We start from the raw sequence: 20,886 nt of genomic DNA on the forward strand, positions 1-20,886 counted from the left end.
TACCGCGCGCGAGTCGTTACCTCAGCCCGGAGCCAGGCGAGGCCGGTGAGTCCGGGCCCGGTTCACGCGGCGACGGGAAATCGGACCGTCGTGCTGTCGACCTTCAGGGGTTCGACGTAGAGGGCGGTCGCGTTGTCCGAGCCGCCGCGAGCGAGGGCGGCTTCGACCAGTTCCGTTGCGCCCGTGCCCGGCTGCGCCAGTAGCGCGCGGATACCGCTGCCCGTGAGCGGCTTGTGGACGCCGTCGCTGGTCAGCAGCAGGCCCGGGCTCGTCGTCTCCGCCGTGCCGATCTCGTGCGCGTCGGCGGTGCGGACGCTGGTGGTGACCACGTGCTCCATCCGCGGCGTCACCGGCTGGTGGCGGGCGCGGAAGAACTCGGCGAGCGTGTGGTCCGTGGTGAGGCGGCTCAGCGTGGTGCCGTCCCAGGCGTACGCGCGGGCGTCACCCACCCAGGCGATGCGGTACCCACCGTGCCCGGCCGGCATGGCGACGACGAGCACCGCGTCCCCGAGCGTCTGCTCGCGCACCGCCCGCTGCGCGGCGAGCACCGCCTCGACCGGTCCTTTGTGGACCGGCGTGCGCGCGGCGGCCGCGGCGGCGGTGCGGGCGGCGTGTGCGGCGGCGGGATCGTCCCCGACGCCGTCGGCGAGCGCGAACGCGATACCCGGGCCGCCGGCGGCGGCGTACGCCCCGACGGCGTCGGCGTTGAGTGAGCGCGGCCCCTGCGCACTCGCGGTGTGCCAGCGTGGGTAACCCGGACGTGTGGTGATCATCGCGGCCTCCTCAACCCCTCTGCCTCCATGATCCGCGCCGAACCTAAGGGGCGGCTGAGACTTTCCGGGTACGTTGGAAAGGGGGTGGGGATGGAGTTCCGGATTCTCGGGCCGCTGGCGGTCTCGCGCGCCGACGGCCGTGCGGCCGCGCTCGGCGGGTGCAAACCGCGGACGCTGCTGGCGGCGTTGCTGCTGGCCCGCGGGCGCGTGGTGCCCGACGAACGGCTGATTTCGCTGCTGTGGGAAGGCGAACGGCCGTCGACGGTCGACGCGCGGGTGTGCACCTACGTCTCGCGCCTGCGCAAGGCCCTCGGCCGCCCGGCGCGGCTCTTCCGCACCGGCGGTGGCTACCTGCTGACGCCGGGCGGGACCGTCGACGCCGAGGAGTTCGAGCGGCTGGCTTCGTCGGGCCACGACGAGCTCCGCGCGGACCGCCCGGCCCGCGCGGCGGCACTGTTCCGCGCCGCACTGGAGCTGTGGCGCGGTCCGGTGCTCGCGGGCGTCGCCGAACCGCTGCGCGCCGGCGAGGCGGCGCGGTTCGACGAGCTGCGGCTGACCGTGCTGGAGGGCCGGCTCGAAGCCGACATCGCGGCGGGCGAGCACCTGCGCGCGGTACCCGACGCGACCGCGTTCGTCCTCGAACACCCGATGCGGGAACGCGCGCGGGCCCTGCTCATGGCCGCGCTCTGCGCCGGCGGACGGCCGGCGGACGCGGTGGCGGTGTACCACCGCGGCCGCCGCCTCCTCGACGAACGGCTCGGGATGACGCCGGGGCCGGCGCTGCGGGCGGCGTACCAGCGGGTCCTGGACGCTCAGGCGGGGTAGGGCGCCGACTGGAAGTCGCCGTCGAGTTCGGCAGGCGAGCGCGGCAGCCAGTACCGGGCGAGCGCGCGGACCTGCTCACGCGGCAGGCCGGGGTTGACGTGGCGGTGGTCGGGTTTCGCGATGGACTGCAGTGCCCAGCCGAAGCCGATCATCGGGTCGAGCCGCGCCCACCGGTGCCGGTCGATGCCGAGGACCATCTGGGCGCGCAGGACGGAGTGCCAGAAGTGGTAGCCGTGGGGCGGGTTCCCGTTCATGGTGTGCACCTCCGACTCTTCCGGCGCGCGCCGCGGGTCGAAGAGGATCCCCTGCCCGAAGGCGGCGAAGGCCCTGACGAGCCCGGCTTCGTCACCGCGGTAGAAGTGGTCGAAGTTGTCGAGCTGCAGCTTCGAGAGGACGCGCAGCGGCTGTTCGACCGGCTTGGCGAACTCGGCGTAGTTCGCCGGGTACGCGGGTTCCCGGCTCAGCTCCCGCCATTTCTCGTAAAGGCCTTCCGGAGCGTTCTCCTGGATGAAGGGGAAGAGCACGGCGTAGGCGTCCTGGACTTCCTGAGACGGGTGGTAAAGCGAGATTTCGTCGAGCTGGTACCAGAGTTCGTTGGCCCGCCGGTCCCCGAGCATCCCGGGCACGGGCGGCAGGCCGCTGTCGGCCAGCGCGGTTCCGGTCCCGGTCGCGGCGAGCGCAACCCCGGCCACGGTGGCGGCCCCGGCTTTGAGCAGACTACGGCGATCCATGGTGTCCCCCTCGGCCCGGCGGCCCCCTGCCGCCGTTCGCCGCCACGGTACGGAAGATTTCTATACTTTCTCTGTAAGATCGTTTCCGTGGACGACTGCCACGCGCTGGAAAACCTGGTCTTTTCTTACGCGGCGCTGGTCGACGCGGGGTGCCGCGGAGGTCGAACGGATGCTGCGCGGACCGGTTCACGCGAGGGGAGAGCGGCTGGCGGTTCACCGAACGACGAGCCACGGTCGACCTCGTCGGCGACGTCAGTCACCACCTGCACGCGAAAGGGCCGTGAGCGGACTCACGACCCCTTCGCGAACTTCAGCTCTGCAGGTCGTACACCGTCTGGCCGTCCACGGTGGTGGCGGTGAAGTTCGCCGTCACCCACTCGGTGATCTCCGACGATCCGCCACCCGGCCCACCTCCTCGGCCACCTTCGACGTAGTACTTGACCTCACCCGCGGCCACGTACGCCTTGAACTCGGCCAACGTCGGGGCCGGGTCCGAACCGCTCCAGCCGCCGATGCCGATCACCGCCTTGCCGCTCGCCAGCTCCAGCGAGGCTGCGCTCTGCGAACCCGTCGTCGCCGCGGCCCACTTCGTCGTCGTCTTCGCCAGCAGGGCGCCGATGGCGCTCGACGACGAGTCAGGATCGCCCCCGAAGCCACCGCCCATGGCGCTCGAAGTCGGACCCGACGTCGGGATCGAGCCGCTGTGCGCCACCGACGCCGTCTCGACGCCGTACGCCGCGGATGACACGCCGATCGTCAGGACCACCGCCGCCGCCACGACCGCGACCACCCGGCGCGAGGCCGGCACGCCCATCACCAGCACCGTGCCCACCAGCACCCCGAGCACCGCGACGATCCAGCGCAGCGCCGGGAACCACTCCGGCGTCCGGTCCAGCAGGATGAACGACCACACCGCCGTCGCCACGACCATCCCGGCCAGCACGGCCCGCGGCGCCGGGTGCGCCCGGCCCTGCCACAGCGCGCGGCCCGAAACCGCGACCAGCGCGGCGATCGCCGGTGCCAGCGCCACCGAGTAGTACGGGTGCACCGTGCCGCTCATGAAACTGAACACCAGCGCCGTCACGACCAGCCAGCCACCCCACAGCACCAGCGCCGCCCGGGTCCGGTCCGTCCGCGGCGCGCGGCGCGTGAACCACAGCCCGGCCACCAGCCCGATCAGCGCGGCCGGCAACAGCCACGACACCTCCGTGCCGAAGCTGGCCCCGAACATCCGGAACAGGCCCGTCGACCCGCCGAAGCCGGTGTTGCCGCCCATGCCGCCGCCACCCATGCCGCCGCCGTTGCCCTCGCCGCCGAAGATGCGGCCCAACCCGTTGTAGCCCAAGGCGAGTTCGAGCAGACTGTCCCCTTCGGACCCGCCGATGTACGGCCGCGACGTCGCCGGCCACAGGTCCACCAGCGCGATGAACCAGCCCGCCGAGACGACCAGCGCCACGACCGCACCGCCGAGGTGCAGCAGCCGCTTGCCCGGCGACGTCGGCGCGGCGAGCAGGTACACCAGGCCGAAGGCCGGCAGCACCAGGAACGCCTGCATCATCTTCGTCAGGAACCCGAACCCGATCGCGGCCCCGGCCAGCGCCAGCCACCGCGGGCTCGCCGTTTCCGTGGCCCGCACGACGAAGTAGGCGCCCGCGACCATCAGCAGCACCAGCAGCGCGTCCGGGTTGTTGAAGCGGAACATCAGCGCCGCGACCGGCGTCACCGCCAGCACCGCCCCGGCCAGCAGCCCCGCGACCGGGCCGGAAGTCCGCTTCACCGTCAGGTAGAGGATCCCGACGGAGGCGACACCCATGAGAGCTTGCGGCGCCAGCACGGTGAAACTCGAAAAGCCGAAGATCCGGGCGAACGCCGTGCCGACCCACAGGGCCGCGGGCGGCTTGTCGACGGTCAGCACGTTCCCGGAGTCCAGCGAGCCGAACAGCCACGCCTTCCAGCTCTGCGTCCCGGACTGGACGGCGGCGGCGTAGAAGGAGTTGCCGTAGCCGGACGCGGTGAGGTTCCACAAGTACAGCAGCGCGGTCGCGGCCAGCAGCCCGAACGCGGCCGGGCGGACCCAGCGCGGCGGTGCGTGCGCGCCGGACTCCTTGCGGTGCCTGGGCTCGGTGACCGGAGCGGGCAGGACGGTGGTCATCAGTACTCCTTCGGAGAGGTGGCCTGGCGGCGCGGGTTGAACACCCAGCCGCGCAGGAGCAGGAACCGGAGCACCGTGGCGGCGAGGTTCGCCAGCACCAGCACGGTGAGCTCCAGGACGAGGCCGGGGGTGGTGGATCCGTTGAGCAGGGCCAGTGCTCCGCTCGTCAGCGCGAGCCCGAGCCCGAACACGATCAGCCCTTCGAACTGGTGGCGTCCGGCGCCGGCGCGGCCGCGGATGCCGAATGTCAGCCGCCGGTTCAGCGCGGTGTTCCCGATCGCCGTCACCAGCAGCGCGGCGAAGTTCGCCGGCTGCGCGCCGACGACCGTGCGCAGCAGCAGGAACAGCACGAGGTAGGCGAGGGTGCTGCTGACGCCGATGGCGGCGAACCGCACCAGCTGCGTCACCAGCCGCGGCGGCACGCCGGGCGCGTCGACGCCGATCGGCTGCCTGCCGAGCTGCTCGCGCAGCCTGCTGACCGGGATGTCCCCGGTGAAGGTGGCCTTGGTGACGCGGGCGATGCCCTTGAGGTCTTCGGTGGCCGTCTTGACGATGTTGACTGAAGAGTCCGGGTCGTCGACCCAGTCGACCGGCACCTCGTGGATCCGCAGCCCGGCGCGCTGCGCCAGGACGAGCAGCTCGGTGTCGAAGAACCAGCCGGTGTCCACCACGTGCGGCAGCAGTTCACGGGCGACGTCGGCGCGGATGGCCTTGAACCCGCACTGTGCGTCGCTGAACTTCGCGGCGAGCGTCGAGCGGAGGATCAGGTTGTAGCACCGGGAAATGAACTCGCGCTTCGGGCCGCGCACCACTCGCGCTCCCCGGGCGAGCCTGCTGCCGATGGCGAGATCGGAGTGCCCGGACAGCAACGGCGCGACGAGCGGCGCGAGCGCGGCGAGATCGGTGGAGAGGTCGACGTCCATGTAGGCGAGCACGGCGGCGTCCGAGGCCTGCCACACGGCGTTGAGCGCGCGGCCGCGGCCCTTCTCGTCGAGGTGGTGGACGGCCACCTCCGGGAACTCCCGGGCCAGTCGTTCGGCCACCTGCAGCGTCGCATCGGTGCTCGCGTTGTCGGCGACGGTGATCCGGTACGGGTAGGAGACGTGCTCGGCCAGGTGAGCGTGCAGCCGGCGGATGCACGGTTCGAGGTCGGTCTCTTCGTTGTAGACCGGGATGACGACGTCGAGAACGGGCTGCGGGCCGGCCAGATCGACCGGGACGGTCCCGGGCCGCGATGCGGGGGCGGTGGCTGTCATGCCCCCACGATCGCGGCCGCCGCTTTGGTGACCGTGTGATCTCTCTGTGCGGTTCCTGTGCGCTACGCCCTCTACCTCTTGCGCCAGAAGCAGCTAGTCAGCGCCTTTGCTCCCTGGTGACCGTCGGATACGCTGGTATCGTGGCTCGTCTTTCCGCCGACCTGGGTCTCCTACCCGGGTGGGTGGCTTGAGTGGAGAGTGCTGACCTACAGTCGATGCCGACCGCGCCGCGGCCGGCAGGTTCTGATGTGGTAACTGCCGAGGACGTAGGCGCCGAACTGCGCCGGCTGCGCAAAGCCGCCGGGGAGACGCAGGCGGACGTGGCCGGGAAGGTTCGCGTCAGCCGCGCGAACCTGGTTCAGTGGGAAACCGGGCGATATTTGCCGTCGGCGAAGAAGGCTCAACTGCTCGACGAGTACTTCCGCGCGGGAAACAACCTGGTGGAGATGGTCGAAGCGGCCCGATCGCCGGGGCCGGTGACCGCTGGGACGCTGACCACCGCGGGCTCCCTGCTCGAGGTCTTTCGCCGGGCCGGGGCCGCCATCGCTGGACAGGTGATCCGCGACGAGAACGGTCGCGCCGTCGGCTGGCGGTGCAACCTCCAAGAGCGGGGCCCGCACACGACGTTCGCCACCGCGCACGGGGTCCTGGCCATGGTCGTGGTAGGCGAGCCCTGCATCGACCTGCATACAGTCGTGAAAGAACTTTACGGCCGGCGTTCCGACTTCGGCTGGCAAGGCCGGTTGAAGGGCCGCCGCCCCGAGGTCACGGCGGCGGTCGTGGACGCCCTGTTCCAGGCCAGCACCATCCTCACGGCCGAAGAGGGGTTGGCTCACCTCGAGCGTTCCCTCGACGACCGCACCCGGACGCGGCCGTTCCTGCTCTCGTCCGCACTGCGCACTTCCGTCCGGCTCGGGCCGGATGCCGCGCTCACCCGGCGCCTGACGGACGATCTCCTCGCCGCCCGGCTCGACCGCAACGGCGTCCCGCTTTGGGGCGAGAAGAAGGAAGGGGCGCTGGTCGCTCCGGAGCCGTCCACCGTGCAGACCGCGCGGGCGGTGGTCGCCCTGCGCGAGTTGCTGCGCTCCGGGCGTGGCAGCGACGAAGTCTCCGACGCCGTCGAGGTCGGCACCCGATGGCTCGTCGAGCGGGTTCACCCTGACGAGAACGTCTCGGAGCACCTGGCCTTGCCGCAGCCGGGAGGGCGGCCGGACGTGCGCGTCACGATCAAGCACTTCACGGCCGCGTGGGTTCTCCAGGCATTGGCTGAGGCGCCCCAGGTGCCGGTGGCCAGGCTGAGCCGCGCGCTCGACTCGTTGTGGGAACGCTACGAACCTGGGCGCGGCCTCTGGGCCTGGGGCAGCGGCGATCTCCCTGTCTGGATGACCCTCGACGCCGTGACGGCATTGCGTGCGGTCGCGCTGGCCTGCCCGGTCTCCAAGGTCCTCGCCTACTCAGCCGAAGAATGGAGATGGCCTCGTTGACTTGAGGATCTTGGCCGCGTAATCCGCTCGTACGTCGGAAGCTGTTGCCAGCCGGCCTACTCAGTAGAGCGAGGGCAAGCGTGCCGAGTGAGGGGTCCGGCGTTTGGCGGTCCCTTGGCTCTTGTACGCCGAACTCCATCACTCAACTGCGCACTCGCAGCGGCGCGCCCCTTGCCCGGCGACATCGCACGTCCAGGGTCGCACCACGCCGCGGTGGTGCAGATTGTCAGCGTGACCAGCGCCGGGTACTTCAAACGGTCGACCTAGAAGTAGGGGTTCCTGGCGTTCATGGCCAGCTCGCGGACCGAGCCCATCGAGAGGTCGTCGAGGGTCTGCTCGGCGACTCCCACGTTCCGGAGTACCTGGTGGACGTGCCCCTCTGTCACCTGGTCTTTGTCCGCGGGCACTCTGACAGCGGTCTTAACCTTCAGCCGGGCCTCGTGCGACGTGAAGGTGAGATCGAAATCGGCGCGGTACGCATTATACAGTGCCGACGCCTCCCCTCTGCGGTGTATTTGCAGTGCGGGGAACTGGATGTCTTCGTTGGTGATGATTATCGAGTCGGGCGAGATGTCGTGACGCAGTGTCGAGAATTCTGACCTCAACTTTATTTCTACCAGCAAGAATTCATGTTGCTGATACCATTGAGCGGCGAATATGGTTGCCAGGCAGCTCGTCTGCACGTACTCCGTAGTCCACTCGTCCAGAACGGTTTTGCCTGGACGTCGAGAGAGTTTGGTGCGGTACTCGGCGTACTCCTGACAGCGGGATGTGTTTTCTGGGTCCAAAATCTGTAGTTGTACCTGCCAGTGGGTCCCGGTGCTGCTCTCGCGAGCGCGGGCGGCCAGTCCGGGCAGTGTCCAGGCCCGGGTGAACGAGCCGGTTCCGCCTCGGAACTGCCACATGTTCGCGGTGCTCATGGCTATCTCGAAAGCCTTCTGCCTCGACGCCAGTGAGGTCAGTTCAGCAACGGAAGAGCTGGCCGTCAAAGCGCGTTCGACTTCGTCAATCCCCTTCTTCGCCGCGTCCATCGACCGTGTCAGCTGGGCGAGGCGCTGATCGTTCGTCTCCTGGCGCATGGCTTGCTTGAACAAGGAGAACCCCAAGAGTGCCAACGTCGCCAGAGTGGCCGCGAGAAGTGTCTTGACGTCGCCGACGGTATCGGTTGCGCCAAGAATGGCCACGGTCGCGGCCACGATGAGGATGACCAGTTGTTCGGGATCTCGGCGTAGTCCACGGCGCAGTCGTGTGGTTCTACCGGGCTGTCGGCCCGATGCGGAACGCGGAGTCTGCTGGTCCATGGTCATTTCTGCCTCTCGTCGTCGTTGACGTTCGTCCGTTTTCTGCTACTGGATGTCCACTCTGATGGCTTCTTGACGCAACAATGGTGAGTGTGGTCGGCATCCGGAATCCGGCGCGGAGGTCCTGGGTGAGAGTTATCATGCGTGTGGATCCGGAGGTCGTCGCGTCGAGGAAGTGGTCATGGCGAAGTCGTATGACGGTTGCTGCGACAGTACGTTGCGGTGATGATGACCATGACACATTCCCATGAGGTGACGACGCCGGCCGCCGGGCGATCGGTTGCCCCGGCACGGTGCCGCTCGTGGTCGACGCTGTCGGCCACCAGTGTCGGGAGGAGTGAGCGCCAGCTGTGAGTGTCTTCCTGGATTCCGGTACCGCCGAGTCTCGTTTCGTGGGCAATCTCGCCACGTTGCTTGGTGAAGACGGCCCCCGGATGCCGCGGCTGGTCGCAGCAGCTGAAGCAGTGAGTCGTGATCCGCAGGGGTTCGTGTGCTGGCTGGCGAGCTTGACCCGTGATGCCGAGGCGGTCCGGGCGGTCGTGGCGCGTTCGTATTGGCATCCCAACGGCTTCGCCAAACTGGTTTTGCACACATCGGCCGTGTCGGAATTCAAGATCCGTATGCATGTCTGGCCCGAGTCGGCCGCGTCAGTGCGAGGCGAGATGAACCCCCACAGCCATCGATGGGACTTCGCCTCCACCCTGCTCACCGGCCAGGGCATGGTCATGCCGGAGTATCGTGAAGTCGCTGACGAGGGAGATCTATTCACCCGTTATCGCTATGGCATCGACGAGGTGAACCCGGCAACGTTGGTCTTCGACGGTGCTGTCCGGCTGGTGCAGGTGAAGCCGCGGCATCTGTCTCGCGGTAGCGTCTACTCCTGCGATACCCACGTCATCCACACCGCCGAGCCACTCGGGCGAGATTTGACCGCCACGGTGGTCGTCCAAGGCCCGCACCGCGTGCCGACCACAGCCGTTTTCTGCGCGCCGGGGCAGAGTGAAGACCAACCCAACCGTGCGCTCTCGGTAGCGGATTTCCGGCTGCTGGTGAAGGCGGTCATTTCCGGGGTCGGCGGATGCGGTTCTCTTCAATGAAGCGACGCTCGCGCGGCAAGCACGAAGGGGTGCTGACCGATCGAGCCATCCGGCGCGCTCGTGCCGAGGGTGAGTTGCTCGTCGAACCCTTCGAGCCTGCTCTCATTCGCCCGGCTGCGATCAGCCTGCGTCTCGGAGCCGAAGCGTTCGGGTTGCACACTGTGGGGCCGGTGGACATCGCCGACCGTGCGACCTATCCGGATCTGGTGGCCAAGGATGCCGACGTCGAAGGGAGATTCGTCGTGGAGCCCGGTGAACTGGTGCTCGCCCCGACGTGGGAGCGGATCGGCCTGTCCGGGAATCTCGCCGGCCTGGTGGACGGAACCAGCGATTATGCGCGGCTTGGCATCAGCGTCGTGCTCTGCGGGCAGGTAAGTCCCGGCTTCGGATACACGAGCGGCGCCGTACTGACTCTCGAGATCGTCAACCACCTGAGCCACTCGGTTCTGCTGTATCCCGGGACGCGGATTTGCAATCTCATGTTGTTCGCCACGACCGGGAGCGAGTTGCCCTATGGCGCCATGCCGCACAACTACTCAAGCGACCACGCGGTGGTCGCGTCCCGATTGGCGGACCATGTTCGGCAGCACTGAGTCATGCCTCGGCGACCTGGGTGAGCGGGGCATCCAGGAGAAAGTCCTTCGGCCGAGGTACGGCGGCACCGAAGGTTTCGGCGACGACAGCGCTCTGCTCGGCGCGGTGAGCACGCCGAGCGAGCTGGTCGCAACGACCGACAGTTGCCCCGCTCCCGTCGTCGACCTTCTGCGCGAACCAGACCTCTACAACGCGGGTTGGCTCCTGGCCACGATCAACCTCTCAGACCTTGCTGCTTCCGGCGCCGCGCCGCTGGGTCTCGTCGTCAACTACACGTTGCCCAAGACGACCACGGTGCGAGCGTTCGAGCGGCTGCTCGACGGCGTCGACGAATGCTGTGCCGCGCACGGCACGAAGGTCGCGGGCGGGGACATCCGGGACGGCGCCGTCGTGCAGCTGTCCGCGACGGCCGTCGGGCGGTGTGCTCCGGGCAGCAGGTTGCGGCGGTCCGCGGCGCGGGCAGGGGACCGGCTGCTGCTCGTCGGCTCGCCCGGATACCTCTGGGCCGCGGCGCTGGTGGAGACCGGTCGGGCGACGCTCCCGGCGGCGGTCCGGGACGAGGTCTGGCGGCGCGCCTGCCGTCCGATGGCTCAGCTGAAGGCGGGTGCAGTGCTGGCCGCCACCGGGCTCGCGCGGGCGGCGATGGACGTCTCCGACGGACTTTTTGCCACGGTCCGCACGCTGTGCGAGATAAACGGTCTCGGGGCAGCCGTCACCGGGGTGTTCGATCTCGACGAGCCCGTGGCCGAAGTGGCCGCCCAATGCGGTGTACCTCCGTTCGACCTCGCCCAGACCTGGGGTGACTGGGGCCTGGTCACAGTGGTCTGTGCCGCGGACGTCGACCTGGTGACGAAGGTCCTGCGCGAAGAAGGTGTCGCGGCGCAGGAGATCGGGACGCTCACGACTGACCTGCAGCTGGCCGTGGGAACCGCTCCTTGGCGGGGTATCGCCCAGGAGCGGTTCTCGGCCGGTTCGTGGCACGGCGGCGAACTGTCCACCATGCTCGCCGACGTGCTGGGGCGCTGAACCCGGCTCAGCTGTGCGCCCGCAGCGGCACCACGTTGCTCGGCAGGGACGCCCGGCCCGGTTCGCGCTTCGGGGCCGTCGGGCTGATCGTCAGCGTCACCAGGCCGGCGTACCGGGGGTGGCGGTCGACGTACACCTCCGGGACCGCGCAGGCGGCGGCCAGGACCGTGCGGTTCCGGTGCAGGTGCTCGAACGCTTCCCGGCCGAACAGCGACACGACGATGTCGCCGCCGCGGGGGCGGCTCCACAGGATCGCCGGGAGGCGGCCGCCGGGCAGGCGCAGGTGGGGGAACACCGCGCGCAGCCGGTGCTGCAGCCGGATCGCGTGGATGCGGTCCTGCACCTGGCGGCGGCGCAGCACCGCCAGGCCGAGCGCGGCGGCGAGGACCGCCGACGCCCGGAGCGGGCCGGCCCAGAGGGCGAAGGTCACCACGCCGTAGGGGAGCAGCGTCACGGCCAGGATTTCCCATCGCCAGTGGTAGATCCGCAGCGGGAAGGTCGGAGGCGTGCTGGTCATTTCCGTGCTCCTTTCGGTCGGCCGGCGGCGCAGGAGGCCGCCGAGGTGGCGCAGGAGACGCCCGGCACCGGAGGCCAGCACGAGGGCGGCGACGATGACCGGCCCGGACGTCATGTCGGGATCCGGGTCTTCGGGGCGGGCTCGGGTTTGAGGTCGCGGTCGCGGCCGAGCTGCCAGGTCCAGCGCCAGCCGGCCCAGATCGCGGCGGCGGAGCCCACCAGGACGAGGACGAAGGCCTGCCCGACCAACCCGTCGAGCGGGGCGAGCCGCAACAGCACCAGCAGCGCCCAAAGCTGGGACGCGGTGAAGGGGATGACGAGACCGGCCGCGTAGACGCCCCGGCGCCAGCGGCTCCGGCCCGGTGCGGTGGTGTAGGGGTCCATGAAAGCCCTCCTCTGCCGTGGATCCAGGAAACCTCCGGCTCGCCGGTCGCTTTGTGTCAGCTGACACAGAGCGCGGGATTCAGCTCGCCAGTCGTCGAAGTTCAGCCATGCGGTGGATCGTCACCTGTCTTCTGCCGGTGCTGATCACCCCGCGGCGGCGCAGGTCGCGCGTCGCGCGCGCCCAGGACTCCCGCGAGATCGCCGCGGTCATCGCCAGTTCGGCCTGGGTGGCCGGGACCGCGATCCGGATGTCGTCCCCGCGTGGCACGCCGTGCTGGACGGCCAGTTGCATGAGCTGCGCCGCCACCCGCCGCGCCGCGGCCCCACCGCCGACGTCCAGCCACTGCCTGCCGACCGAGCGCAGCCGGGCCGAGAGCACGAGCAGCAGCGCCCAGGAGATCCGCGACCGCGTCCGGCACAGCGCGGCGAACCGGTCGCCGGGGATCTCGAGCACGTCGAGGTCGTCGAGCGCCTCGACGGTCGCCGAACGCGGCAGGTCATCGATCGCGGCGAGCTCCCCGATGACGTCACCGGCACCGCGCACCCCGACGACGACGTCGCGCCCGTCCGGCGTGCCGTGGACGATCCGCACGTGCCCGGACAGCAGCACCAGCACGACCCTGGAGAGGTCGCCTTCCCGGCACACGGTCTGCCCGCGCCGGAACGAGCGGCGCGTGGCGGACTCCGCCACCTTGCGGCGATCGGCCGGGGCCAGTTCGGCCCAGAAGCCCGTCGGTTCCACGGTCCCCACCTCTTTTCGCGCTACGCGGGCATGTCCTCCTGGCGGTGCGCGGCTTCCGGGACGTGGAGCCATCCGCGGAGCCGCTGGGTGCCGACTTTGATCGGCACCGTCTGGAAGTACGCGGTGTGGTCGATCCCCGGGTAGCCGTGCCGGACGACCGAGCGGTGCATCTCCGGTGAAATGACGAGCACCAGCGGAGCGGCCGTGATACTCAGCTGCCGCCGGAGTTCCCGCGCGTCGACGAAGCGGCAGACGATGTCGACGTCCTCGCCGTACGGGCCGCGGGTGTCGTAGTGCACCTCGCCGGCGTGCACGGCGACCCGGAGCCGGAAGGCGAGCTCCGGATGGCTCTCGGCGTGCTTGTCCAGCAGTTCCGCCAGGGTGGGGACGACGGTGGTGAGCAGCACCGGCTTCGGGGCCTGGTCGACGGGCCGGACCAGGCACAGCGCGCCGTCACCCCGGTCGACGAAGCCGTCGCGGAACTTCTTGGTGATCCCGCCGGCCAGGAAGGCCTCGTCCAGCAGCTCGAACAGGACGGTGCGGAGGCGGGCCCTGGCGGGGTTCGTCCGCGTCGTCGAGCCTTCGATGTCGACCGCCACCATGGCCCGGTGGAGGGGGACGTGCTGTGCTGGACTACTCATGGCCTGCTCCTGCCTTCAGGTTAGAACTGAAGTTCAGTCAAGGAGACTGTAAGGCGTGAAGTACCCCGGATCAACTGAGATGAATCGGTGTTATCTGTTCGGTGCCAGGGAGTTCGAGCAGGCGTAACGTTTCAGTCCCAGGTTCGGCGGGGCGACCATCGAGCTTCTAGTGACGGGGAGTAGTATTGGCGCCCTCGTCGGGAGTACTGAAATTTCCTGAAGGGCGGCCCACGTCGTGTCCTCAGCTCAGCCGCAGTGGTCCGCGCTCGCTCACCGCCTGCGCGCGCTGCGCGAGAACCAGTGGCCCGAGGCCGGGATCACCCAGGCTCAGCTCGCCAAGGCCCTCGGGGGGAACAAGTCCCTCAGCATCTCCTTGATCTCGTCGTGGGAGAACACGGAGAAGCCGGTGACGCCGCCGACCCGGCGGCTCGACGCCTACGCGACGCTGTTCGCGACCCGGCGGTCGCTGGACGGCGGCACGCTGCGCGTCCTCCCCATCGGACAACTGACGGACGGGGAGCGAGCGCGGCGTGCGGAACTCCTGGACGAGCTCCTGGAGCTCCGCGAAGGCCGGGAGCTGGTGGCGTCGCCGGCCCCGGTGGCCGACATCTGGACGTTCGAACAAGGCCAGAACATCACGATCGTCTGCGCCCGGCTCCCGGAGAAGTACCGGAAGAACCTGTCCTACGCGGACCCGGAGAGCGCCGACTTCGTCTCGCTCTACACCTACGCCGACCCGGACGCGCTGATCGAGCTGTTCGGGCACATCCGCGCGCGCAACCCGGACAACAACGTCAAGTTCTGCACCAGCGAGGAGCTGACGGCCGACGACTACACGAGCCACCTCGTCCTGCTGGGCGGCGTGGACTGGAACTCGGTGACCCGGGACGTGATCGAGCGGGTGGACCTCCCGGTGGAGCAGGTCGGCCGGGTGGACGACGCCGAACACGGCGGGTTCCGGGTGCAGCAGGACGGGCGTCCGAAGCTGTTCGAACCCAAGCTCGACCGGCGGGAACACCTGCTCGAGGACGTCGCGCACTTCTACCGCGGCGAAAGTCCGTTCAACCGAAAGCGCACTGTGACCGTGTGCAATGGTATGTACGGTCGTGGCACTCTCGGAGCGGTTCGCGCGCTGACGGACGCGCGTTTCCGCGACCGTAACATCGCGTACGTGCAAGACCGGTTCGGCGATGTGGAATCCTTCAGCATCATCAGCCGCGTGCCTGTCGTCGGGGGACAGGGGCTGACCCCCGACTGGACCCTCGAGGAGAACCGGTTGCACGAGTGGCCCGAGGCCGCCGCGTGAACCCGCGGCAGCACGAGTCGCACCAGGACCTCCTGGCGCACTTCGACACCGAGGACGTCTCCGGTGCGGCGATGGACGCGATCATCGTGCCCACCGCGCGCCCGGCCGCCTACCTGCGGCAGGCCATCGCCGCGGCCAAGGAACACGATGCCTTCCTGCTCTTCCTGTGCAGCAAGCTGTCGACGATCTCCGGCGCGATCCTCGAGGCGAAGAGCGCCGGAGTCGGCGCGCTCGCCATCGACACCGATCTGCTGAACCCGGGGCTGGTTCCGGAGTTCGCCACCGACCAGGTCGTGCGTTTCACCCGGTTCCGGCGGCAGACCGACACCAGCTTCAAGCGCAACCTGGGGCTGCTCATCGCGGTGCTGGCCGGCTGGAAGCGGATCCTCTTCCTCGACGACGACATCGAGCTGCCGAACCCCGCGGACCTCGGCGTCGCGGCCGGCCTGCTCGGCGAATACCCGGTGGTCGGGCTGGCCAACGCGGGGATGCCGGACAACTCCGTCGTGTGCCACGCGATCCGGGACGCCGGGCGGAAGCAGGACACCTTCATCGGCGGCGGCGCGCTAGCGGTGGGGGAAGCGGCCTTCAGTTCGTTCTTCCCCAACATCTACAACGAAGACTGGTTCTTCCTTTTGGACGGCATGAAACTGCGGCCGTCCGCGACCACGGGCAAGGCGGTCCAGAAGGACTACGACCCCTACCGCGACCCCCGTCGTGCCCGTGGGGAAGAACTGGGTGACACGCTGGCCGAAGGCGTGTTCGGGCTGTTCGACAACCACCTCGGCCTGGCGCAGGCCACCAAGGCGTACTGGCGGGAGTTCCTCACCGACCGTCGCCGGATCATCCGGGAGACGATCAAGCTGGTGCAGGCGTCGCCGATCGAGGCGGCCCAGCAGGCGCGGATGGTCGACGCGCTCAAGGCCGCGGTCGGCCGCAGCGAGCTGATCACGCCGGAGCTGTGCCTGCGGTACCTCCGTGCGTGGCAGCAGGACTGCGTGCGCTGGCGGCAGCGGATCACCGACCTCCGGCGCGATCACCACGGCGGTTCGGGTGTCGGGCACGCCGTCGAGGCGCTGGGCATCCCGCTGCTGGCTCAGGCCGGGGTCGACGTACCGGTCAGCACGGGTGCGGCGCGGCAGCCGGGTCGGCCTCGGTCCGCGGCGCGGGTGTGATCGGCACCAGGTCGCTGACCAGCACGTAACACACTTCCTCCTCGGTCAGGACCGTGCCGTCCGGCAAGGTCTTCCGCGCCAGGCAAATGACCTCGCCGTGACCCCAGTCGCGATAACCGAGGTGCTTGTACAGGCGCGCGGCGTCGTCGTTGTCGGTCCGCACCGCCAGCGCGACCCGGTAGCGGCCCTTCTCGAGGAGGCGACGCTCGGCCTCGCGGACCAGTGCGGTGCCGACGCCGTTCCGCCGCAGGTCCTGGTGGACTTCCAGGTGCGTGATCAAGGGAACGCCGGGCAGGTGGTCGCTGATCGGCTTTTCCTCCGCCTCCGCCAGCCAGAGGTAGACCGCTCCGGCGGGCAGGGGACCCAGCCAGCCCAGGAACAGCACACCGTGCTTTTCCTGCTGCCGCCGGAAGCGATCGTCGAAGAAAGCGCGGTCTCCGAGGACTGCGGCGAACGATTCCAGGTCTGCCGATTCGGCCCGCCGTACGTGAGGCTCGGTCATCAGCAGGAACTCCTGTTCGCCTGGGCACCACCAGTGTGCCGGAGTGAGCCGGTTCTTGACCAGGTTGCCCGGGCCCGGACCGGCGTCACACCCTGCTTTCGTCGTGTCTCACACGGTCGCAGTCAGGTCGTAGACCGTTACGCCGTCCACAGTGGATGGCTGGTACCGCGAAGCCACCCACTCGGCGATCTGCCGGGCCGCGTCCGAACCGCTGTTGCCCTGCATCGACATGCCCTCGCCCAGGAAGTAGTGGATCTGCCCGCCCGCGACGTACTGCTGGAACTGCGTCAGCGTCGGGTACGGGTCCGTTCCGTTGAACCCGCCCACCGCCATCACCGGTGCGCCACTGGCCAGCTGGTAGCCCGCTGCGGCGTTCGACAACACGGTGGCGGCCGTCCAGGTGTAGCGGGACGCGTCCTGCCGGAGCAACGCGGTGAGAGCCGCGCCCGGTGTCGTCGTGCTCAGGAGCGCGCCCGGGCCACCACCACGACCGCCGCCGAAGCCACCGCCGGGACCGCCGGGACCACCGAACCCGCCGCCGGGACCGCGGCCGCCGAAGCCGGCCGACGGACCGGCCGACGGGATCGCTCCGCTGTGCGCCGTGGCCGCCGTCGCCAGCGTGTACGCGCCCGTACCGGACAACAACACCACCAGCGCGAACGCCGCGACCGACGACGCCGCCCAGCGGGTCAGGTGCGTGGCGAAGAACAGCGCCACCGCCGCCAGCAGGCCGCCCACCAGCACCGTCGGGGCCAGCCACGGCTGCCACGACGAGCCCAGCAGCAGGTACGCCGTCAGCGCCGTCACCGCGACGCCGCCGCTCAGCAGCCCCGAGGCCGCCGGGTGGGCGCGCAGCCGCCACAGCTGGACCGCCGCCGTGCCGGCCAGCGCCGCCACCGCCGGGGCCAGCGCCACCGTGTAGTACGGGTGGATGATGCCGCCCATGTAGCTGAACACCAGCGCCGTCACCAGCAGCCAGCCGCCCCACAGCAGCAGGGCCGCCCGGGACGCGTCCGTGCGCGGGGCCCGGCGGGTGAACCACAGCCCGGCGCCCAGCGCCAGCAGCGCCGCCGGCAACAGCCAGGCGATGCCGCCCGCCATCTCGCTGCCGAACAGCCGGGTCAGGCCGGTCGACCCCCAGCCCCGGCCGGCGCCGCCGCCGACGCTGCCCACCTCGTCGCCGGTGATGCGGCCGAAGCCGTTGTAGCCGAAGATCAATTCCCACAGCGAGTTCGCCTGCGAGCCGCCGATGTACGGCCGGTCCGCGGCCGGCCAGAGGGCCACGACCACCAGGTACCAGCCCGCGGCGACGACCGTCGCCCCGAGCGCGCCGAGCAGGTGCAGCAGCCGCTTCCCGAGCGGAACCGGGGCGGCGACGACGTAGGCGAGCGCGAAGGCGGGCAGCACCAGGAACGCCTGCAGCATCTTCGCCAGGAAGCCGAAGCCGACCGCGACGCCGGCCAGCGCGAGCCAGCGCGGGCTCGCTTTCTCGCAGGCGCGCACGACGCAGTACGCACCTGCCACCAGGAGCAGCACGAGGAGGGCGTCCGGGTTGTTGAACCGGAACATCAGCGCCGCGGCGGGCGTCAGGGCCAGCACCAGGCCGGCGACGAGCCCGGCCGCCGGGCCGGACGTGCGGCGGACGGTGGCGTGCAGCAACCAGACCGAACCCACGCCCATCAGGGCCTGCGGCACCAGGATGCTCCACGCGTTCACGCCGAACAGCCGCGCCGACAGGCTCATCACCCACAGCGCGGCCGGGGTCTTGTCGACGGTGATCGCGTTGGCCGCGTCGCTGGAGCCGAAGAACAGCGCTTTCCAGCTCTGGGACCCCGCCTGCGCGGCCGCGGAGTAGAAGGCGTTGGCCCAGCCGGAGGCGCCCAGGCCCCACAGGTAGAGCACGGCGGTGCCGAGCAGGAGGGCGGCCAAAGCGGGCCGGTGCCACGCAGGGCGGCCGGGTGCTGAAGGGGTTACAACTGTTTCGCGTGGCACGAGGGCGGCTTCTTTTCGGGGGTTCCGGGTGGCGGAGCCCCCGGCCCGGGGCGAAGCCCCGGATGTCACAGCGGTCATGAGATCAGCTTCCGGTGCCCAGCTGGGGCCGGGTTGTGCCCATGCTGTGCACGCGCTGTGCGGGCACGGCCACGGGGAGGCGCACTGCGAACTCCGTCCGCCCGGGCCGGCTGTGGACCTCGATCGAGCCGTGGTGGGCGACGACGACGGCGGAGGCGATCGCCATCCCGAGCCCGGTGCTGCCGGCGTGGCGGGAGCGCGACGAGTCGCCGCGGGCGAACCGCTCGAAGACGTCCGGGAGCAGGTCCGGTGCGATGCCGGGGCCGTCGTCGGTCACCGTGAGCACGGCGCTGTGGGTGTCCTTCGAGCGGGCCAACGCCGTCCGCACCGTGGTGCCCGGCGGGGTGTGCGTGCGGGCGTTCGCCAGCAGGTTCGCCAGCACCTGGTGCAGGCGCTGGACGTCGCCGAACACGAGCACCGGGTCCGGCGGCAGCTCGAGCAGCCACCGGTGCCCGCGCCCGGCGACCCGGGCGTCCCCGACCGCGTCGGCGACGAGCCTGGTGAGGTCGACGTCGCGCACGTCCAGGGGACGGCCCGCGTCGAGTCGGGCGAGCAGCAGCAGGTCCTCGACCAGCGCCGTCATCCGGACGGCTTCGGACTGGATCCGGCCCATCGAGTGCGCGACGTCCGGCGGCACCAGCGCGCTGCCGCGGGCGGCCAGCTCCGCGTACCCGCGGATCGCGGCCAGCGGCGTGCGCAGCTCGTGGCTGGCGTCCGCGACGAACTGCCGGACCCGGATTTCGCTTTCGTGCCGCGCTTCGAGGGCCTGGGCGACGTGGCCGAGCATCAGGTTCAGCGCGGAGCCGACCTGGCCGACCTCGGTCCGCGGGTCGGTGTCGCTCTCCGGGACGCGGATGGACAGCGCCACCTGCCCGCGGTCGAGCGGCAGCTCGGTGACGCGGCCGGCGGTGGCCGCGACGCGGTCGAGCGGGCGCAGCGTCCGGCGGACCGCGAACGCACCGAGGAAGGCCGCGCCGAGCACGCCCGCGGCGGCCACGCCGAACAGGATCAGCCCGACGGTGAGCAGGGTGTCGTCGACCGGTTTCATCGGCAGGCCGGTCACCACGACGTCGGACGTCCCGGCGACCGGCAGCGCCATCAGGCGGTACTCGCCGAGGTCGGCGAAGGACAGGGTGTGCGGCCGGCCGTCGGTGGGCACCGAAAGCATGAGGGCCTGCTGGTCCGCGCTCAGCTCGAGCCGGCCGCCGTGCTCGGAGATGCTGTCGTCGCGGACGAGCCGCCGGCCCGTGAAGGTGGCGCTGACCGTGCCGACGTTCTGCCCGAGCGGGTGCTGGCCCAGGTTCTGCGGCGGCGGCCCGCCGTCCGGCGGCCGGGCGTTGCTCGCGAAGACCAGCGAGCGGTCCGCCGCGGCCGAGAGCTGCTGGTCGATCTGGCGGGTGAGGAACAGCTCGAGCGCGAACTCGCTGACCACCCCGACGATCAGGCACACCACGGTGAGCAGCACGACCACCGAGCCGGTCAGTTTCGCGCGAAGCGAAAGGCGCCCCCGGCGGGGGCGGGACGGGATGGTTCGCGCGGCCATGGATCCAGCGTCCGTCCGCGCCGTGTGTGCGGGTTGTGTGCTGCCTGTGAGGCGGCTGTGCGGTGACCGGCCCGTCGCGGATGTCCGGTTCCTCCGGTCACAGGAACGGCTGACGGCAGGCACAGTGCGCACACAGCGAATGGCTCCACCGTGGATCGCACCGAAGGATCACGTTGAGGAGCGCCATCATGACCACACCGCAGGCACCGTCCACTCCGGACCAGACGTGGGGCGCGACGCCCGCACCGGGCCAGGCCCCGAAGCCGGGCTGGTCGCCGGGCAAGAAGATCGCGGCGGGCGCCGTCGCGGCGGCGATCGTGGCCGGCGGTGGAGCGGCGGTCTGGGCCGCTTCGTCGTCGGCGGCCACCGACACCCAGGCCGGGCCGGGCGGCATGACGGGCGGCCCCGGCGGCATGCCGGGCGGCGGCGGTCTGGGCGCGGCGCTGCACGGGGAGTACGTGTCGTCCGACGGCAACGGCGGCTACGTCACGAAGATCATGCAGACGGGCGAGGTGACGGCGCTGAGCGCGACGTCGCTGACCGCGAAGAGCGACGACGGCTTCTCGAAGACGTACACGATCACGTCGGCCCAGGCGACCGGCCTGGCGACGGGCGACACGGTCACGGTGGTGGCCACGGAGTCCGGCAGCACGGCGACGGCGACATCGGTGACGGACGGCGAATCGGGCGGCCAGGGCCAGGGCCAGGCGCCGGGCGGCGGCCGGGGAACACCGCCCTCGGGCGCCCCGACCCGGACCGGCTGAGCGC

Annotated in this window: 20 protein-coding genes; 8 read left to right on the forward strand and 12 right to left on the reverse strand. The window is 70.4% G+C overall.

Annotated elements, in window-relative coordinates; all coding sequences use genetic code 11:
• Positions 1–62: 62 nt before the first annotated feature.
• Positions 63–773: a PP2C family protein-serine/threonine phosphatase gene (locus tag ACFVYA_RS32975; protein ID WP_387050592.1), complete on the reverse strand. Its 711-nt coding sequence runs from the start codon at positions 771–773 to the stop codon at positions 63–65.
• Positions 774–863: 90 nt separating this feature from the next.
• On the opposite strand from ACFVYA_RS32975, the gene ACFVYA_RS32980 reads away from it, so the two are divergent.
• Positions 864–1,598, forward strand: a complete 735-nt coding sequence (locus ACFVYA_RS32980; protein WP_387050593.1) for a BTAD domain-containing putative transcriptional regulator — start codon at positions 864–866, stop codon at positions 1,596–1,598.
• Here the strand turns inward: ACFVYA_RS32980 and ACFVYA_RS32985 are convergent.
• The 3 genes from ACFVYA_RS32985 to ACFVYA_RS32995 form a co-directional block, all read right to left on the reverse strand.
• Entirely contained in the window at positions 1,586–2,329 is a 744-nt protein-coding gene (locus ACFVYA_RS32985) for a hypothetical protein (RefSeq protein ID WP_387050595.1), read from the reverse strand. The two genes, ACFVYA_RS32980 and ACFVYA_RS32985, sit on opposite strands and share 13 nt — an antisense overlap.
• A 310-nt stretch (positions 2,330–2,639) precedes the next feature.
• Entirely contained in the window at positions 2,640–4,481 is a 1,842-nt protein-coding gene (locus ACFVYA_RS32990) for a glycosyltransferase family 39 protein (protein WP_387050597.1), read from the reverse strand.
• Entirely contained in the window at positions 4,481–5,737 is a 1,257-nt protein-coding gene (locus tag ACFVYA_RS32995) for a glycosyltransferase (protein WP_387050599.1), read from the reverse strand. The genes ACFVYA_RS32990 and ACFVYA_RS32995 overlap by 1 nt, the downstream gene beginning before the upstream one ends.
• Positions 5,738–5,952: 215 nt before the next feature.
• Between ACFVYA_RS32995 and ACFVYA_RS33000 the strand changes: the two genes are divergently transcribed.
• Entirely contained in the window at positions 5,953–7,221 is a 1,269-nt protein-coding gene (locus ACFVYA_RS33000; RefSeq protein WP_387050601.1) for a helix-turn-helix transcriptional regulator, read from the forward strand.
• A gap of 263 nt (positions 7,222–7,484) precedes the next feature.
• On the opposite strand, the gene ACFVYA_RS33005 is transcribed toward ACFVYA_RS33000, so the two are convergent.
• Positions 7,485–8,417: a hypothetical protein gene (locus ACFVYA_RS33005; protein ID WP_387050603.1), complete on the reverse strand. Its 933-nt coding sequence runs from the start codon at positions 8,415–8,417 to the stop codon at positions 7,485–7,487.
• Between the two features lie 455 nt (positions 8,418–8,872).
• Here ACFVYA_RS33005 and ACFVYA_RS33010 point away from each other — a divergent pair, with 455 nt between their 5' ends.
• The 3 genes from ACFVYA_RS33010 to ACFVYA_RS33020 are packed head-to-tail and all read left to right on the forward strand — an operon-like array spanning position 8,873 to position 11,239.
• Positions 8,873–9,619 carry a hypothetical protein gene (locus ACFVYA_RS33010; protein WP_387050605.1) on the forward strand — a complete coding sequence of 249 codons (747 nt, stop codon included), beginning with the start codon at positions 8,873–8,875 and terminating at the stop codon, positions 9,617–9,619.
• Positions 9,616–10,212: a dCTP deaminase gene (dcd, locus tag ACFVYA_RS33015; protein ID WP_387050607.1), complete on the forward strand. Its 597-nt coding sequence runs from the start codon at positions 9,616–9,618 to the stop codon at positions 10,210–10,212. Before ACFVYA_RS33010 ends, dcd begins: the two co-directional genes overlap by 4 nt.
• Positions 10,196–11,239: a thiamine-monophosphate kinase gene (locus tag ACFVYA_RS33020; RefSeq protein ID WP_387050608.1), complete on the forward strand. Its 1,044-nt coding sequence runs from the start codon at positions 10,196–10,198 to the stop codon at positions 11,237–11,239. Before dcd ends, ACFVYA_RS33020 begins: the two co-directional genes overlap by 17 nt.
• A gap of 7 nt (positions 11,240–11,246) precedes the next feature.
• Here the strand turns inward: ACFVYA_RS33020 and ACFVYA_RS33025 are convergent, their stop codons facing one another.
• The 4 genes from ACFVYA_RS33025 to ACFVYA_RS33040 all read right to left on the reverse strand — a co-directional run bounded on the left by ACFVYA_RS33025 (position 11,247) and on the right by ACFVYA_RS33040 (position 13,522).
• The gene (locus tag ACFVYA_RS33025) at positions 11,247–11,870 is read right to left on the reverse strand and encodes a hypothetical protein (RefSeq protein WP_387050610.1); all 624 of its coding nucleotides are present in this window, start codon (positions 11,868–11,870) and stop codon (positions 11,247–11,249) included.
• Positions 11,867–12,139: a hypothetical protein gene (locus ACFVYA_RS33030; RefSeq protein ID WP_285985203.1), complete on the reverse strand. Its 273-nt coding sequence runs from the start codon at positions 12,137–12,139 to the stop codon at positions 11,867–11,869. Before ACFVYA_RS33030 ends, ACFVYA_RS33025 begins: the two co-directional genes overlap by 4 nt.
• A gap of 79 nt (positions 12,140–12,218) precedes the next feature.
• Complete coding sequence (locus tag ACFVYA_RS33035; RefSeq protein ID WP_387050612.1) at positions 12,219–12,881, reverse strand: Crp/Fnr family transcriptional regulator; 663 nt, start codon at positions 12,879–12,881, stop codon at positions 12,219–12,221.
• Positions 12,882–12,901: 20 nt separating this feature from the next.
• A complete protein-coding gene (locus ACFVYA_RS33040) occupies positions 12,902–13,522 on the reverse strand; it encodes a hypothetical protein (RefSeq protein WP_285985201.1) in 621 nt (206 codons plus the stop codon).
• A gap of 235 nt (positions 13,523–13,757) precedes the next feature.
• Between ACFVYA_RS33040 and ACFVYA_RS33045 the strand changes: the two genes are divergently transcribed.
• Positions 13,758–14,828, forward strand: a complete 1,071-nt coding sequence (locus ACFVYA_RS33045) for a helix-turn-helix domain-containing protein (protein WP_387050614.1) — start codon at positions 13,758–13,760, stop codon at positions 14,826–14,828.
• The gene (locus ACFVYA_RS33050; protein ID WP_387050616.1) at positions 14,825–16,003 is read left to right on the forward strand and encodes a hypothetical protein; all 1,179 of its coding nucleotides are present in this window, start codon (positions 14,825–14,827) and stop codon (positions 16,001–16,003) included. Before ACFVYA_RS33045 ends, ACFVYA_RS33050 begins: the two co-directional genes overlap by 4 nt.
• Here ACFVYA_RS33050 and ACFVYA_RS33055 read toward each other — a convergent pair.
• From ACFVYA_RS33055 to ACFVYA_RS33065, 3 genes are all read right to left on the reverse strand, one after another.
• A complete protein-coding gene (locus ACFVYA_RS33055) occupies positions 15,948–16,505 on the reverse strand; it encodes a GNAT family N-acetyltransferase (RefSeq protein ID WP_285985197.1) in 558 nt (185 codons plus the stop codon). The genes ACFVYA_RS33050 and ACFVYA_RS33055 overlap by 56 nt on opposite strands.
• Positions 16,506–16,613: 108 nt before the next feature.
• A complete protein-coding gene (locus ACFVYA_RS33060) occupies positions 16,614–18,575 on the reverse strand; it encodes an ArnT family glycosyltransferase (protein ID WP_387050618.1) in 1,962 nt (653 codons plus the stop codon).
• 4 nt (positions 18,576–18,579) lie between these two features.
• Positions 18,580–20,118 (reverse strand): sensor histidine kinase, encoded by a 1,539-nt coding sequence (locus ACFVYA_RS33065; RefSeq protein ID WP_387050620.1) that lies wholly within the window; start codon positions 20,116–20,118, stop codon positions 18,580–18,582.
• Positions 20,119–20,306: 188 nt separating this feature from the next.
• Between ACFVYA_RS33065 and ACFVYA_RS33070 the strand changes: the two genes are divergently transcribed.
• Complete coding sequence (locus ACFVYA_RS33070) at positions 20,307–20,882, forward strand: hypothetical protein (RefSeq protein WP_387050622.1); 576 nt, start codon at positions 20,307–20,309, stop codon at positions 20,880–20,882.
• The last annotated feature ends 4 nt before the right edge of the window (positions 20,883–20,886 follow it).

It is taken from the genome of Amycolatopsis sp. NPDC058278 (assembly GCF_042881395.1).
GTDB lineage: Bacteria > Actinomycetota > Actinomycetes > Mycobacteriales > Pseudonocardiaceae > Amycolatopsis.